Annotated in this window: 15 protein-coding genes; all 15 read right to left on the reverse strand. The window is 58.5% G+C overall.

Annotation, left to right across the window (positions count from 1 at the left end):
- Positions 1 to 45 precede the first annotated feature (45 nt).
- Entirely contained in the window at positions 46 to 231 is a 186-nt protein-coding gene (gene rpmB, locus ACOYO3_RS08620; RefSeq protein WP_002514277.1) for a 50S ribosomal protein L28, read from the reverse strand.
- A gap of 141 nt (positions 232 to 372) precedes the next feature.
- Positions 373 to 2,046 carry a ribonuclease J gene (locus ACOYO3_RS08625; protein ID WP_427305926.1) on the reverse strand — a complete coding sequence of 558 codons (1,674 nt, stop codon included), beginning with the start codon at positions 2,044 to 2,046 and terminating at the stop codon, positions 373 to 375.
- 204 nt (positions 2,047 to 2,250) lie between these two features.
- Positions 2,251 to 2,403, reverse strand: a complete 153-nt coding sequence (locus tag ACOYO3_RS08630) for a hypothetical protein (protein ID WP_002520224.1) — start codon at positions 2,401 to 2,403, stop codon at positions 2,251 to 2,253.
- Between the two features lie 99 nt (positions 2,404 to 2,502).
- The gene (locus ACOYO3_RS08635) at positions 2,503 to 4,296 is read right to left on the reverse strand and encodes a pyruvate dehydrogenase (protein WP_002519311.1); all 1,794 of its coding nucleotides are present in this window, start codon (positions 4,294 to 4,296) and stop codon (positions 2,503 to 2,505) included.
- Between the two features lie 53 nt (positions 4,297 to 4,349).
- Positions 4,350 to 5,165 carry an LmeA family phospholipid-binding protein gene (locus ACOYO3_RS08640; RefSeq protein WP_002524771.1) on the reverse strand — a complete coding sequence of 272 codons (816 nt, stop codon included), beginning with the start codon at positions 5,163 to 5,165 and terminating at the stop codon, positions 4,350 to 4,352.
- A gap of 16 nt (positions 5,166 to 5,181) precedes the next feature.
- Complete coding sequence (gene dapB, locus ACOYO3_RS08645) at positions 5,182 to 5,922, reverse strand: 4-hydroxy-tetrahydrodipicolinate reductase (RefSeq protein ID WP_002516882.1); 741 nt, start codon at positions 5,920 to 5,922, stop codon at positions 5,182 to 5,184.
- A 166-nt stretch (positions 5,923 to 6,088) separates the two neighbouring features.
- Positions 6,089 to 8,290: a polyribonucleotide nucleotidyltransferase gene (locus ACOYO3_RS08650; protein ID WP_002516891.1), complete on the reverse strand. Its 2,202-nt coding sequence runs from the start codon at positions 8,288 to 8,290 to the stop codon at positions 6,089 to 6,091.
- Between the two features lie 320 nt (positions 8,291 to 8,610).
- The gene (gene rpsO, locus ACOYO3_RS08655; protein WP_002514283.1) at positions 8,611 to 8,874 is read right to left on the reverse strand and encodes a 30S ribosomal protein S15; all 264 of its coding nucleotides are present in this window, start codon (positions 8,872 to 8,874) and stop codon (positions 8,611 to 8,613) included.
- Positions 8,875 to 9,113: 239 nt separating this feature from the next.
- Positions 9,114 to 10,124 (reverse strand): bifunctional riboflavin kinase/FAD synthetase, encoded by a 1,011-nt coding sequence (locus tag ACOYO3_RS08660; RefSeq protein ID WP_002519309.1) that lies wholly within the window; start codon positions 10,122 to 10,124, stop codon positions 9,114 to 9,116.
- A gap of 37 nt (positions 10,125 to 10,161) precedes the next feature.
- Complete coding sequence (locus ACOYO3_RS08665) at positions 10,162 to 11,169, reverse strand: glycine betaine ABC transporter substrate-binding protein (protein ID WP_002518361.1); 1,008 nt, start codon at positions 11,167 to 11,169, stop codon at positions 10,162 to 10,164.
- Between the two features lie 42 nt (positions 11,170 to 11,211).
- Positions 11,212 to 12,078 (reverse strand): ABC transporter permease, encoded by an 867-nt coding sequence (locus ACOYO3_RS08670; RefSeq protein WP_002516879.1) that lies wholly within the window; start codon positions 12,076 to 12,078, stop codon positions 11,212 to 11,214.
- A gap of 5 nt (positions 12,079 to 12,083) precedes the next feature.
- Positions 12,084 to 13,403, reverse strand: coding sequence for a quaternary amine ABC transporter ATP-binding protein (locus ACOYO3_RS08675; RefSeq protein ID WP_002524773.1), 1,320 nt, complete (start codon positions 13,401 to 13,403; stop codon positions 12,084 to 12,086).
- A 319-nt stretch (positions 13,404 to 13,722) separates the two neighbouring features.
- Complete coding sequence (truB, locus tag ACOYO3_RS08680; RefSeq protein WP_002518429.1) at positions 13,723 to 14,610, reverse strand: tRNA pseudouridine(55) synthase TruB; 888 nt, start codon at positions 14,608 to 14,610, stop codon at positions 13,723 to 13,725.
- 52 nt (positions 14,611 to 14,662) lie between these two features.
- Entirely contained in the window at positions 14,663 to 15,010 is a 348-nt protein-coding gene (locus ACOYO3_RS08685; protein WP_002519306.1) for a cupin domain-containing protein, read from the reverse strand.
- A gap of 19 nt (positions 15,011 to 15,029) precedes the next feature.
- Positions 15,030 to 15,278, reverse strand: a complete 249-nt coding sequence (locus ACOYO3_RS08690; RefSeq protein WP_002518434.1) for a hypothetical protein — start codon at positions 15,276 to 15,278, stop codon at positions 15,030 to 15,032.
- Positions 15,279 to 16,059 lie beyond the last annotated feature (781 nt).

The following is a 16,059-nucleotide window of genomic DNA, read 5'->3' on the forward strand; positions in this document are numbered from 1 at the left end:
ACAAAGAACCCGCCTTACGGCGGGTTCCATCGTCAAACGCGGCGCTCAGCGGCTGACTCGACCAGCCTTGAGGCACGAAGTGCACACGTTCATGCGCTTATGCGTGCCGTTCTCGACGACACGGACGCGCTGAATGTTCGGGCTCCACCGGCGATTGGTCTTCTTCTTCGACCAGGGGACGTTGTGTCCGAAACCGGGGCGCTTAGCGCAGATGTCACACACAGCAGCCACTGGGAGATCTCCTGTTCAGGGCCGGGTGCAAGATGCACCCGACGCAATCGTTGGGTTCGGGGGTTCCTTCAGGAACTGGACAAGACTATACGTTGAAGCAGCCAGAACCCAAATCGGATTCGGGGAGCCGGCGACCACGCCTCAGATTTTGACGACGACAGGCACGATCATAGGTCGACGCCGCAGAGACCGCGATACCCACCGACCAATGGTCCGACGAACCACCTGTTGCAACCGGTGGGTATCGTCCATACCACCGGCCATCGCCTTCTCTAGCTCAGTGACGATCTGGTCGGTGATCTCCGCGAAGACCGAGTCGCCCTCGGCAAAACCACGCGCCTGGATCGCCGGGCGAGACACCACTGACGCCGAGCGGGTGTCGACCACGGTGACGACTGACAAGAATCCCTCCTCACCGAGGATACGGCGATCAGTGAGCGTGTCCTCGGTAAGCTCCCCCACCCCAGATCCGTCAACAAGGATGTACGAGGCATCGACCTTGCCAACAACTCGCGGTACTCCGTCAACAAGGTCAATAACCCCGCCGTCCTCGACAAGCACCACGTTGTTCTCATCGACACCGGTTGCTTTGGCCAGATCGGCATTAGCGACAAGATGACGCACCTCACCATGAATCGGCATCACAGCGCGTGGCCGCACGATGTTATACGCGTACAGCAGCTCTCCGGCTGCGGCATGGCCGGAAACGTGGACCAAAGCGTTGCCCTTATGTACCACGGCGGCGCCAAGCTTCGTCAGGCCATTAATCACTCGATAGACGGCATTCTCATTACCCGGGATGAGAGAGGATGCCAGCAAAACGGTATCTCCCTCCCCCACCTCGATGTCTCGGTGCTCTCGGTTGGCGATCCTTGCTAGGGCCGAAAGTGGCTCACCTTGGGACCCAGTGGAGATGATGACGACCTCGTTATCTCGGTAGTGGTCGAGGTCGCGCAGCTCGATGACGGTGTTCTCCGGCACGTCGAGGTAGCCCAGGTCCTGAGCAACAGCCATATTGCGGACCATTGAACGACCGACGTAGCAAACCTTGCGGTGATGACGCACGGCCATATTGAGCACTTGCTGGACGCGATGCACATGGGAGGCGAAGCAAGCCACAATAAGCTTCTTTTTCGCCTTCTCGAAGGCCCTCTCGATAGCAGGCTCGATCTCAGTCTCGGACTTCACGAACCCCGGAACCTCGGCATTCGTGGAGTCAACCATGAACAGATCGACCCCCTCCTCACCGAGTCGCGCGAAGGCACGCAGATCGGTGATGCGTCCGTCTAGCGGAAGCTGGTCCATCTTGAAGTCGCCGGTGTTAATGAGAGTTCCGGCATCGGTGCGCACACACACTGCCAGAGCGTCAGGAATGGAGTGGTTAACGGCGATAAATTCCAGGTCAAACTGCTCGCCAACCTCAGCGACATCGCCCTCGTGAACAACATTGAGTTTGTAGCCCTTAATGCGGTGTTCACGCAGTTTCGCCTCGACCAGCGCCAGGGTCAGCTTAGAGCCGTAGATCGGGATATCGGGGCGACGTTTAAGCAGGTACGGCACCGCACCAATATGATCCTCGTGGCCATGTGTGAGCACCAGAGCCTTCACCTTGGCCAGCTTCTCCTCGTCGAGGTAGTCCAGCCCGGGAAGCAGTAGATCAACCCCGGGATGGTCGTCCTCTGGGAAGAGCACCCCGCAGTCAATGACGAGCATCTCCCCGTTGATTTCATAGCACGACATGTTGCGCCCAACATCCCCCAAGCCTCCGAGGGGGATGATGCGCAAAACGTCCGGTTGCAGGTCCGGGGGTGTCATCAGTCCAGTCTCAGCCACATCGTCCAGGTTATCGGTAGACGACGACAGTACTAGTACCCGCCATGCTCGAGCTCGCCACAGATCGGCCTGGTGACAGTAAGGTCTTTATTGGGGTGGATTGGGCATGCCAACAACAAAAGTATCGCCGCTAGGCAGTATTGGCATTGCTAAAGTCGCGCCAACGGCGACATCTTCTGGCGGGGCTTATGGATGTCCTCCCAGACCAACCGGGCAGGACGCCTTGTCCTGACTACCCAGCAATCCGTCATCCCGGGAACTATCGCCGACAATATCGAGTCCCTCCTCGACGACGAAGGTAATGAATCCTCCCACGACGGCAAAGGCGCTCGGAGCCACACATGTGATTCAGCTGGGCCGATACGTCTCCCGGATCACGTCCCATGAATCGACGAGGAGCCGCCACCTTGCGGTGACGGCCCCACCGAGTCGCGACGGTCAGAAGCGGGGAATGTTCCTCATATTGGACGTGGCCATCGACACCGCCTCACCAGCACCACGATTGAGCACAATCTTGCTCATGGCGGTGGCAAACCCGATCATCTGCTCGCCCTTGATCTCAGGCGGCAGGGACAAGGCGTTGGGGTCAGTGATCACCTCGACTAGGGCTGGACCGTCAAAATCCATAGCATCCGTTAGGGCACGGCGAATGTTGCGTGGGTCATCAACCCGCTCGGCGTGAAACCCAATCGCTTTGGCGAGACCTGCATAGTCGACGTCGTGGACGTCGGTACCGAAGTCAGGTAACCCATTCACGAGCATCTCCAGTTTGACCATGCCGAGAGTGGAGTTATTGAAGGCAACCACCTTGATCGGCAAGTTGAGCATACGCGCTGTCACGAGCTCTCCAAGGAGCATCGAGAGGCCGCCGTCACCGGACACCGAAATAACCTGACGCCCGGGGTGGGAAGCCTGGGCGCCAATGGCGTGCGGCAGGGCATTGGCCATCGATCCATGCAGGAAGGATCCGATAAGACGGCGGGTGCCAAGGGGATCGATATAACGAGCCGTCCACACATTGCACATACCAGTATCGGCAGTGAAGATGGCATCACGGTCAGCTACTTCATTGAGGACGTGCGCGACGTACTCGGGGTGGATCGGCTTCATGTGCTCGACATTGCGAGTGTACGAGCCGACCGGGGCCTTCATAATCTTGGCGTGGCGCTTAACTGCGGCCTTAAGGAATTTGTCATCATGCTGTTTCAGCAGCGGGGTGACGGCGTCGCAAAGGGCTTTAACATCGGCATGGATCGGGAAGGACACGTCAGTACGACGTCCTAGCTTCTCTGGACGGTTCTCAACCTGGACAGTGAGGGTATCAGGGAGGAACTGGTTGTAGGGGAAATCGGTTCCTAGCAGGATGAGAACATCGGCGTCATTCATGCCCTCGGCAGCAGCACCGTAGCCCAGCAAGCCGGTCATACCGACGTCAAAGGGGTTGTCGTATTGGATGAAGTCCTTACCACGCAGGGAGTGGCCGATAGGGGCCTTGAGCTTGTCGGCCAGAGCAAGGACCTCATCGTGAGCGCCCTCGACACCCGCGCCGGCAAAGATGGCGACTTTCCTGACGTCGTTAAGCAGCTTGACCAGTTGACGGACGTCCTCCGGGTTCGGCTCGATAGTCGGCCGACGACTCGGGATGAAAACCGGGGAAGGCGCTGCAGCCTTCTTGTCGGAAATATCGCCGGGAAGGGTGATAACGGAGACGGTGCTACCAGCAACGGCATGGCGGATGGCCGAATTCATGACGCGCGGAGCCTGCTCCGGGGTAGAAACCAGCTCACAGTAGTCGGAGCACTCCACAAACAGACGGTCCGGGTGAGTCTCCTGGAAGTAGCTCATGCCGATCTGGACGCTAGGAACGTGAGATGCGATAGCCAACACCGGGACTTGGGAACGGTAGGCATCGAACAGACCATTGATGAGGTGCAGGTTGCCCGGCCCGCAGGAGCCCGCACATACCGCGAGCTCACCTGTCAAGGTCGCCTCTGCAGCGGCTGCGAAGGCCGCGGCCTCCTCGTGACGGACGTGCACCCAATCAATGCCGCCTTTGACGGAGCCGCCCGTCTTACGAACCGCATCGACGACCGGGTTGAGGGAGTCACCGACGATGCCGTAGATCCGCCGCACCCCCGCATCGAGGAGCTGTTGGACGAGCTGTTCGGCAACATTCATGAAAGGGACCTCCGCAGTACTGACGACATGGGACAAGCGGCCGACCGGCCGCATACCAGCATACGACTTATCGTCCTAGTCTCACCTCACTCTTCGCGCGAAGCGGATCACCGTCCCGTGAGGTCAGACAGTTTCACTTCGGTGCCAACCAGAGAGAAGTCGAGACCTTGTGGCGTCGCTTTAAGGGATTCATAATGCAGATTTCCCAGATTAGGAAGAGTAAACCGTGAGGTAATCCCTTTTAGGATCGGTTTGAGCAACACGTCAGGGATTGGGATGTCATCGAGGCTCGCCGACGGACTACTCAAGGTCACCCGCCGAGACGTGGCCTCGACCCCGGGTACGGCGGTAATACTGACGTCTACCCGAGCTCCCAATACCGACATCTCCCGCACGATCGTCACCCTGCCGGTTTCCCCGGCGTCGTCGTTATAGGTGATTTTTGCACCCGCCAACCGCGACAGCTCAGACCAGTCAACACGGCCAGAGGCTGACATCGTCTCGGCCACTGTCTGGGATTTCTCCCGGACGTGCCGAATTCCATTGGCATGAACGTCAACGTCATGGAAGGTCACCGTGGTGTCGTCTCTGGCCACAGTCGCCTTCGGAATGGTCGCATCAAGCCCTTGCAACTCGTCAGTGACTAGCGCTTTGAGGAAAGGACGGTTGTGAATCGTCACCCCAATCGTCGAGGCATCGGCTCCCACGGACGTCGCAATAGTCGTTGCAATGTCCTTTTCAGCTCTCGCCCGAAATGTCTGATCGACAATCATTGCTGCGATCGCAAGCAACGCAACGACGACAATGGCAATCAGCCACTTAATAAAGCGATGGCGGCGGCGGTCACGGTCGACCGTCACCACCGTGTCAGAACCGGTCCGTGGCCTCGGCGGAAGTACCTGAGTCGGCTCGCTTGGCGTCATCGAGAACGTAGGACGCTCATTCAAGTCCCAGCAACCCTTCAATACCAACAGTCAGACCAGGACGATCCAGGACTCCGCGAACCCCCGTCAGGACACCCGACATGAAGGAGACTCGGTCCATGGAATCGTGTCGGATCGTGAGAGTCTCTCCCTCAGCTCCGAATAGCACCTCCTGGTGGGCGACGAGACCGCGTAGACGCACGCTATGGACGTGAACCCCCTCAACGACAGCTCCACGGGCTCCGTTGAGCTGACTCTTCGTTGCGTCCGGGACCTCTCCCAAACCGGCCTCTTGACGCGCTGCGGCAATCTTGGTCGCGGTTGTGCGGGCAGTACCGGAAGGCGCGTCAACCTTATTGGGGTGATGCAGCTCGACGATCTCCGCAGACTCGTAGAACCTTGCGGCCTGCTCGGCGAAGTGCATCATGAGGACAGCGCCGATAGAAAAGTTCGGGGCCACCAAGCAGCCGATATTCGGATGGTCGGCGAGCTGGTCGCGCAGAACCTGATACCGCTCATCGTCAAACCCAGTCGTGCCGACGACAGTGTTAATGTCATGGGAAATCGCCCATGACAGGTTATCCATAACGGCGTCCGGAGTGGTGAAGTCGACGATGACGTCGGCTCCCGAAGCGTCGGAACGGTCGCCACCGCTATCAACAGCCGCAACAAGCTCGGTGTCCTCAGCTTCCTCGACGGCCTGGCACACCGCAGTTCCCATACGTCCCTTGGCTCCGAACACAGCGACCTTAATCATCTGGACCTTCCTTCCTGACGACGGCACCTCTCCTGGCGCCCGAACCAGACTACCTAGCAAAGCTGACGTTCCTGGGCCATGTTCAATCCATGCGCAACGAACGGGCTGCCCCAGCACAATGCCGGGGCAGCCCGCAAACGTCAACTCCCTCAGTGAGAGTTACGACTCACTCATCAGCGTCGTCTTCGTCGGAAGCCAGCACCAAGGAGAGCTTGCCACGGTCATCGACCTCGGCGATCTCCACCTGGATCTTCTGACCGACCGACAGCACGTCTTCGACGGCCTCGACGCGTTTACCGTCGTTAAGGTCACGCATCTTGGAGATGTGCAACAGACCATCCTTGCCGGGCAGCAAAGAGACGAAAGCGCCAAAGCTCGTCGTCTTGACGACGGTGCCGAGGTAACGCTCACCGACCTCGGGCATCTGTGGGTTAGCGATCGCGTTAATCATCGAACGGGCAGACTCGGCCGAATCTCCGTTATCAGCCCCGATGAAAATCGTGCCATCGTCCTCAATAGAGATATTGGCGCCAGTGTCGTCCTGAATCTGGTTAATCATCTTGCCCTTGGGGCCGATGACCTCACCGATCTTGTCCACTGGGATGTGAACGGTAATGATGCGCGGAGCAGTCGGGGCCATTTCATCGGGAGAATCGATGGCCTCGTTCATCACCTCAAGGATCGCGGTGCGAGCCTCCTTAGCCTGCTTGAGAGCACCGGCGAGCACGTCGGCAGGGATCCCGTCGAGCTTGGTGTCCAGCTGCAGTGCAGTGACGAACTCGCTAGTACCGGCCACCTTAAAGTCCATGTCGCCGAGGGCGTCCTCAGCACCGAGGATGTCGGTGAGAGCCAGGTACTTGGTCTTGCCGTCCTCGTCAGTCTCGCTCATGAGGCCCATGGCGATTCCAGCGACCGAGGCGCGCAGCGGCACACCGGCATTGAGCAAGGCGAGGGTGGAGGCGCAAACCGACCCCATCGAGGTCGAACCATTAGAGCCAATAGCCTCGGAAACCTCGCGGATGGCGTAGGGGAACTCCTCGCGGGTCGGCAACACCGGAATGAGGGCCCGCTCGGCGAGGTTACCGTGACCAATCTCGCGACGCTTCGGGGAACCAACACGGCCGGTTTCACCGGTGGAGTACGGCGGCATGTTGTAGTTGTGCATGTACCGCCGGGTGTTTTCCGGGGAGAGGGTGTCAAGCTTTTGCTCCATATCGAGCATGTTGAGAGTCGACACGCCCAGAATCTGGGTCTCGCCGCGCTGGAACAGGGCTGAACCGTGGACCCGCGGAATAATGCCGACCTCAGCCGACAGGGAGCGGATATCACGCGGTCCACGACCGTCGATTCGCACGCCCTCGTCAAGGACGCGCTTGCGGACGATCTTTTTCATGACGGCCTTGAACGCTCCGGAAATCTCAGCCTCGCGTTCCGGGAACGTCTCAGCGAGCTCGGCCTTGATGCGGGCCTTGAGCTCGGACTCAGCCTCCTGACGCTCCAACTTCGCAGCAATCTGCTCGATGCGGGAGAGCTCGTCAGCAGCCTTCTCCTCGACGGCAGCGTAGACGTCATCCTCGTAGTCCTTGAAAACCGGGAAGTCGTAGGTCTCCTTAGGCAGCTTGGCAGCCAGAGCGACCTGAGCGTCACACAGCACCTTGATGAAAGGCTTGGCGGCCTCCAGACCGGTAGCGACGACTTCCTCCGTCGGAGCGGTGCGCCCGCCGCGCACGAGGCCCCAAGTAGCCGGGGTCGACTCTGCCTCAACCATCATGATGGCAACGTCGCCGTCGGCTAGCACACGACCAGCGACGACCATATCGAAGGTCGACTCCTTACGCTGATCGACGGAAGGGAAGCACACCCACTGGTCGTCGATGAGAGCCATCCGGACGCCACCAATCGGCCCGGAGAAGGGCAGACCAGCAAGCTGGGTGGACATCGAGGCGGCATTGATGGCGACGACGTCGTAGTAAACGGCCGGGTTGAGAGCCATGACAGTGACGACGACCTGGACCTCGTTGCGCAGTCCCTTAACGAAGGACGGACGCAGCGGGCGGTCAATGAGGCGGCAGGCGAGGATGGCACCCTCGGACGGGCGTCCCTCACGGCGGAAAAAGGAGCCGGGGATACGCCCGGCGGCATACATGCGCTCCTCGACGTCGACCGTCAGCGGGAAAAAGTCGATGGAATCGCGAGGAGTTTTAGCGGCCGTAGTGGCCGACAGCAGCATAGTGTCACCATCAAGGTAGACGGCGGCGGATCCATCCGCCTGCTGAGCCAGCAGTCCCGCCTCAAAACGGACGACATGCTTACCAAGCTTGCCGTTATCGATAATGGCCTCGGTGAACTCGAGTCCAGGTCCCTCCACAGGGATATCCTTTCGCAGGGCCGACCACCGCCCGCAGGCGCTCCACAAGGCGCCCCTTTAGAGACCACACCGGTCTTCGATCGAAGCCGCCGGGATCGCGCCCCGGTGGCCACTACCGAGGACCCATGTGTCATGGGGAGGCAGTCGACGGTTACAGTGATTCTTAGTGTGGTTATGAGTCTACGGCATCAGCGACCAATCCCACGAATTGCCGCGATGCACGCGGTGACCATCGCGGGTTCAGACGAGACCCGCGCATCGTGCGAACATAGCGAACGGGGCGCCCGTAGGGACACCCCGTCACATATGATCTAGAGCGCTCAGCGGCGCAGACCCAGACGAGCGATCAACTCACGGTAGTGCTCAATATCATTCTTCGCGATGTAATTGAGCAACCGACGACGCTGACCAACCATAAGCATCAGGCCACGACGAGAATGGTGATCGCCCTTATGAACCTTAAGATGCTCAGTGAGCTCGGCAATGCGCTTGGTGAGGATGGCAACCTGAACATCGGGGGAACCCGTGTCTCCAGGATGGGTCGCGTACTCTTCAATGATCTTCTTTTTCTCGGCAGCATCCATCTCAGTAGGTCCCTTTCTGTCCGTTGCGCGGCGTCCCCGACGCTCTTACTGCAGGAGACTCTTCCAAGGCCGCGGCCGTTCTGACGGCAACTGGGAGAGAATATCAACTCTGCCCATTAGGCGCGAATCCTGATGCGAGATGAGATATTGCCGACCGAGGAGAAGCCCCCAAAGAAATTCCACGCTCAGCGGGCTCAACTGACGCCCCAAGAGAACCGGACCCGCCCAGGCCGCACCCCTCAGGACAAAACTCGCTTGGCTGTCTCGACATCGTCGGCCATCTGAGAGATCAATGGCTCAATCCCATCGAACTTGATCTGGCCGCGCAGCCTCTCAGCGAAGGTCACCGTGATGTCCACCCCGTACAGCTCCAGGTCATCACGATCAATGACGTAGGTCTCGACGCGACGCTCGACCCCATCGAAAGTCGGATTGGTGCCCACCGAAATTGCCGATGGAAGTCGACGGCCAGCGTCCGGACCGCTGGTGGGCTCCAACCATCCGGCGTACACACCGTCGGCGGGAACAGCGCGGTCCTGGGGCACCACGAGGTTGGCCGTCGGGAATCCGAGTTCACGTCCACGCTGGTCACCCATGACGACAACCCCACCAACCTCGAAGGGCCTGCCCAGCAGTTCTGCTGCCTCGGTGACCTTGCCTGCAGCGACGACCTCGCGTACCCGGGTTGACGATACCGTCACCCCCGAGATAGCCACGAGGTCCATGGCGTGCACCTGGAAGCAGCCGTGTTCGGCCAAAGCATCCGGCGTACCTACCGCGTGACGTCCAAAGCGGAAATTCTGACCCACCAGCACATGCCTGGGCTGTAAGGGTCCGAGCACCCGCTCAACAAACGCCGCAGGAGCCCAACTGGCAATCTCGGTAGTAAAATTGACTACGCGCACTTCGCTGGCGCCGGCATCCTTGAGCCACTCGATCCGTCGCTCCAGCGAGCACAGCAAGGCCGGGGCCTGATCAGGAGCCACAACGGTCAGCGGATGGGGCCAGAAAGTGACAACGACGACGTAGCCGTCCGGATCCAGCCTCTTAGCCTCTTGAACCAGGGCCTGGTGGCCTCGATGCACACCATCGAAGTTTCCGATGACTACAGTCGACGATTCCTCGGGAACAGACACGTTGAGCAGTCTATGGTGCGAATCCGGTTGAACCCGAATCCGACCGAGCGTGCTTCCCTCACCCAATCCGTAAAGGGCAGCGACAGCCAGGAGACTGAATACCGTGGTCGGCAACGGGCTGCCACACGGGCGGCCCGTATCGATGTCTGACTTACTTCTCGGCGAGTTGGCCAGTCTTGAGCTTGTCAACCCAGTCGTTGTTACGTGAGATCCATTCTTCGACGGCCTTTTCCTGGTTCTTGCCACCGTACTTGTCCGCAGAGAACATAGTGTCCTCGAGATCGGAAAGTTTGTTGTCGTCAAAGGCCATATTGCGCACCAACTGGGCCACCTTCGGAAAGTCCTGCTCAAAGCCCGGACGGCCGAAACTGTAGATCACCTCAGCATTGCCCATAGCCTTCTTGGGATCCTTCAAGTCGCGGACCGGGAAGGCACCGTAGGCCCAGTGCGGGCGCCACAGGGTCACTGCGATGTCCTGACCAGCGCTGGTGGATTTCTTAAGTTGGGCCAGCATGGCCGGGGTTGATGAAATCTTGAAGTTGAGATTCTTCAACCCATATTTCGGGATGGCCGAGTCCTTGGTCGCCTTGGTCAAACCAGCACCAGCCTCAATCCCATACAAAGTATTGTCGTACTCATCGCCCATGGTTTTGAGGTCCCCGATAGTACGGGCCTTGGAATCCTTATTGACCGCAATAGTCAATTTGGCGTTGTCGTACCAACAGCCAAGGTTCTCCATCTTGTCGCCATACCGCTTTACGTAATCGGCATGAGTCACCGGCAGCCAGCCGTCAGTAAGGAGGTCGATATCCCCGGCGACAAGTCCGGCATAGCCTGGGCCAGCGTCGAAGCCCTTGATCGTCACCTTGTATCCGTCCTTCTCCAGGACGTTCTTCATAATCCCGGCAGTCGCGAAGGACTCATCCCAACCGTTGAAGGCACCAATGGTGATGTCCTTCTTGCCGTCGGCCTTCATGGAAGTGGTGTCCTTCGACCCATGACCAGGGGTGCAATCGGCCCACTTCGTGTTGACGTTGTCAGAACCGACGTCGGAGCCACCGGATTCCCCGTTTCCACTGTTAGTGGCACCACACCCAGATAGAGCCAGGGCCCCGACCGTCAGGGCGGATGCCACGGCGATGACCTTGCGTTGAACCATGCTTCTGCTCATCGGTACTTCCTCGTGTTCATGTGCATTGACTCAGCTCGCCCGCTGCGCCCGGGCGAGCGGAGTGCGATTGGCTAGTCCGTTGGTGATGCGGTCTAGGTATACAGCGACGATAACCACCGCCAAGCCAGCCTCCATGCCTAGACCAATATCAACTTGAGACAGGGCTGCGACGACGTCACCGCCGAGGCCACCAGCACCGACCATGCCCGAGAGCACAACCATGGACAGGGCCAGCATGATGACCTGGTTAACACCGGCCATCACCGTCGGCATAGCTAGCGGCATCTGAATACGCCACAGGATGTGACGGGGGCTAGCACCGAATGCGGCGCCGGCCTCAACGGTCTCAGTGTCGACTCCACGGATGCCCAGCTCGGTGAACCGCACTCCCGGCGGCAGCGCGAAGATGATGGTCGCGATGGCACCGGGCACCTGTCCAATACCGAAGAGCACGATGACCGGAACCAGGTATGCCAAAGAAGGCATCGTTTGCATAAAGTCGAGGATCGGTTTGATGATGGCCGAGAATCGCTTCGACTTGGCCGCCCAGATACCCAATGGGATTGCCAGGATAAGGGCCAGGATGACCGCAACCACCACTAAAGCGAGGGTTTGCATGGTGTTGTTCCACTGGTCCATGGATCTCACCAGATAGAAACCGATGAGGGCAAACAAGCCCACTCTCCAGTTGGCGCAGGCCCAACCGATAGCGGCAAAGACCACCATCATGACTAGGTATAACGGTTTGGACAGCACCAGATTGAGACCGTGGTACATGCCACCGATGACAACGTTTGTGAACGTGATGAGCCAGTCAAAGGCGTTCTGGAACCAGTCAAAGAAGGTCTCGATCCAGCTACCGAGCGGAATTCGAGGGTTAGCGAAATTGAAGCCCATGGCGATCAGGCCTCCTTCTCGATCGTCGCAATTTGGTCAGCCGGCGGAAGACCGACCGGGTTACCGGTATCCCTGATAATGGGAAGCTTTCCGGTGTTCTCCAAGGACATGACAGATCCCTCTCCTGCCTCGTCGCGAGCTCGTGACATCGCGTCGAGCAGGGTCACCCGAGAGATGACACCCATGAGGTGGAAGTCCTCGTCGACAACGGCCAACGGCACCCTGGCGTTGCTGGTCGGAGCGAAGAGCTCGGACAACGGAGTGTCGGTCCGCGCCGTGAGGATGCCGCTAGTTTCCACCGCGTCAGCAATACTGCGATCTCCGCGGCGAGCAGCCTCGATGACCTCTTGATCGCCGACCGTGCCAAGCAAACGACGATGCTCATCGACAACGAAGACGCCAGCCCACTCGCGCTGGTCCAGGATCCGCTGAACTCGTCGAGGTTCTGCCGACCGAGAGACAACAGCCTCAGTGGGACGCATGACGGCTGACGCGGTGAGCACTCGGCTGCGGTCGACGTCCTGAACAAAGTCCGCAACGTAGTCGTCAGCGGGTTGAGTAAGGATCTCATCGGAAGTACCGATCTGGGCGACACGACCATTGCGCATCACGGCGATGTGATCGCCCAGGTACATGGCCTCATTGAGGTCGTGGGTAATGAAGATGATGGTCTTACTGAGAGCGCCCTGCAGCTCGAGAAGCTGATCCTGCATTTCGCGACGAATAAGCGGATCAAGGGCCGAAAAAGCCTCATCCATGAGCAGGATGTCGGTCTCGGCTGCGAGTGCACGAGCCAGACCAACTCGCTGCTGCATGCCACCGGAAAGCTGATGAGGATACTTGTCTCCCCACCCATTAAGACCGACAGTGTTCAGCCACTCGTTGGCCTTCTCAAGGCGTTCCTTCTGCTTGAGCTTGCCTTGCAACTTCAGCCCGTAGGCCGCATTTTCACGCACAGTAAGATGAGGAAGTAGTGCGAAGTGCTGAAAAACCATCGAGACGTGGTCGCGACGCAGCGCCCGTAACTGAGCGTCATTCATGTCAGAAACGACCTTGCCGGCAACCTCAACGGTACCCTCAGATGGGGACCACAGCCCATTAATCATCCTAATGAGGGTGGACTTTCCGGATCCCGACAGTCCCATGACGACGAAGGTCTCCCCCTTAGCGACCTCAAAGCTCACGTCGATGACAGCCGCGGTGCCGAGAGAGGCGAGTTCTTCTCGAGACTCCCCTGCCTTGAGTCTTTCGATTACTTGTCGCTCATTTTTACCGAAAACCTTGTACAGGTGGGATGCTCGAACTAAATCCACGTCGTACGGCACCTTTCGTATGGACGATTTGGAAATAACCCAGGCGACACAAAACGCCACGGCCTCACGTCACGGCGACATCGATCACCGAAATGGCGGGCCGACATCGGCGCAAATCAACCATTTGATGGTATCACGCTATATCTATGTATGCAAATTCGAATATTCTTATTCATAACAATACGAATTGTTATGAAATGTTTACAACAATGCTAGAAATACGCGTCTATGTGTGAGTAATATCGCCCGGCGCGCCAAAGATTACTTCGACCATGACTATGCAGTTGAGCGTATCATGGCGCGCTCTATCCAAAGTGGTGTGACGGCGTCGTCACACCAGCACACATATTGCGCGACTCTGGCCATCTTTCTCGTCATCCGGACGATATAGGGCCAACAATTCACCAGTTTCCGCAATTATTGCGGTCACTTCCGCCGGCACCGTGAAACTTAGACGTCGACCCACCCGGATAGCAGCTGCTTGGTCCGCAGTGACGTGAACAACGGGGAAACTGAGTGCAGCGGCCTCAGCCATTGTCATCGGGGTGGGTGTGACGGCGTCCTGCGCGAAAATATCTACACAGGCAGCGGTGAGATCGAACGGGCCGACGCGAGTACGACGCAGGGCGGTGAGATGTCCCCCGACTCCAAGATCCGCACCGACGTCACGAGCCAGCGCCCGCACGTAGGTTCCCGAGGAGCACGTAGCCTCGACGTCGACGTCAATTACCTGACCGTGACGTCGAATAGCAATAGCCTCAAACCGAGAAACGGTGACAGCGCGCGGCCGTAGGACGACGTCCTCACCAGCACGCACCTTGGCGTAGGCCCGACGGCCGTTAACCTTGATCGCGCTGACGGCAGCGGGAACCTGTTGGATCTCTCCTGTCTGACGCACCATAGCGGCGTGAATGGCCCTGTCGTCGATTGCGGAAGCGTCGGTGGTCACAGTGACGTCCCCCTCGGCGTCATCGGTGACAGTGCCCACCCCTAGCCTCACGGTGGCGGTGTAGTCCTTATCATGCAGAGACAAGTGACCCAACAGGCGAGTCGCGCGATTGACCCCAACGACGAGGACGCCGCTGGCCATCGGGTCAAGAGTTCCAGCGTGGCCGACCTTGCGAGTACCCATGAGGCGCCGCACCCGCCCAACCACCTGGTGAGACGTGACGCCGGCAGGTTTGTCAACAACGAGGACGCCAGACTGGAGAGTATTCATCGGAGCCAGTATCCCGACTCAGGAGGGCTTCAACAAGCTGGTCTGCCCAAAGTCACGCGGTGATCATGTACAGGGCCATTTTCGAGGCCTCAACTGCCCTGACCGCGTGGGGCAGGCGTGTTGTGAAGTGCACTATGCCCCCAGGGTTCAGAGTCACGGTGCGCCCCTCGGCAGTGATTTCGAGCTGACCTTCAAGAGCCTCGACGATGACGGGCATCGCGGCAGTGTGCTCCGACAGCTCCTCTCCGGCAGCAAAGGAGAACAGGACGATGTTCACCCCCTCGGCTCGCATGACAGTTTTGGAAACAGTTGACCCGTCAGAGTAATCAATCTGGGCGGCGAGGTTTTCGATGAACCCGAGGTTGTTCGTTTCCGTCATGGGGTATCCCTTCATGGTCATTGCTGTGGCGGAGTGATCATTATGATCCACCCGCAGCGAGCACGGTCCCGGCACGATGGTTGCGGGCGAAGAAGCCCCGCATCGTCAAGACACTCACGCACCATATCAGGATCGCCTTACCTTCGTGATCGGCACCGTCGTCGAAACCAGCGAAGCCGAGGCACGTTATCCACCACCATGTAGAACGATAATCGACGAGGGGGCTTCTCACTGACGTCAACAATGCGTTTCGATTCGACTCACCAACTGCGCAACGGGCGTCGAACACGGAAGGACTACTCCGGTAACAGCATCAATCCACCTAGCGCAGCGAGCAGTCGGTGGAGCGAGGCCAATCCGGTAGAGGCGTCATAGCGGCGTAGATGTCGCAACGGTACCCCAAGTGGTTGTTGGTCGATTCGATGCTAATTTGATCGTTACCTCAGAGGGGTGCAACCGAACAAACACCCAGCGGAAATACTTACAAGATCTGCTCTCGCATCAATCACCTATCCGTCTCGCAATCTGAGTCCTGACCTTCTGGGCACGATCGCACCTCAATGCACAGCGTCCATGCACGAGATTACACAGGGATCATGTACGAGCCTTGCCATCCGGTTGTATGGGACCAGCACCGTATGTAAGCCCTCACCCTGTGCAACCGATTGCACATAGCTATTGAACCAAACCCAACGAAGAAAAGTCTGCTAATAAAAGCAATAATCAGAGATGTAGCGTAATCAGAATACCCAAGAAGAATAGTCTGAATCGGGCGTCGTAATGCACAATCCTGGGCCTGATAACTATCGACAGCCGCACGGCTTCTATGGTGCGTCGACTCGACCAACCAACCTCAAAGAAATCGATGACCACAGGCATGCTGCAACGTCGTACTGGAAGGATCAAGACCGGTATTAGGGTGGTAGGTCCTCCTCTACCTGACGAACGGTACGCGAGTGTGTACCGCAACCGTATAGAGCGGCTCATCGCACCACCGCCTTTCCAAAAATCGGAAAGAAGCACGCACAATGCCGCAAGACCAGGGCGCAGGTGCGGTGTTAACTTCATGC

The organism is Cutibacterium sp. KBN10P07758 (assembly GCF_050286205.1).
Classification (GTDB): Bacteria; Actinomycetota; Actinomycetes; order Propionibacteriales; family Propionibacteriaceae; genus Cutibacterium; species Cutibacterium acnes.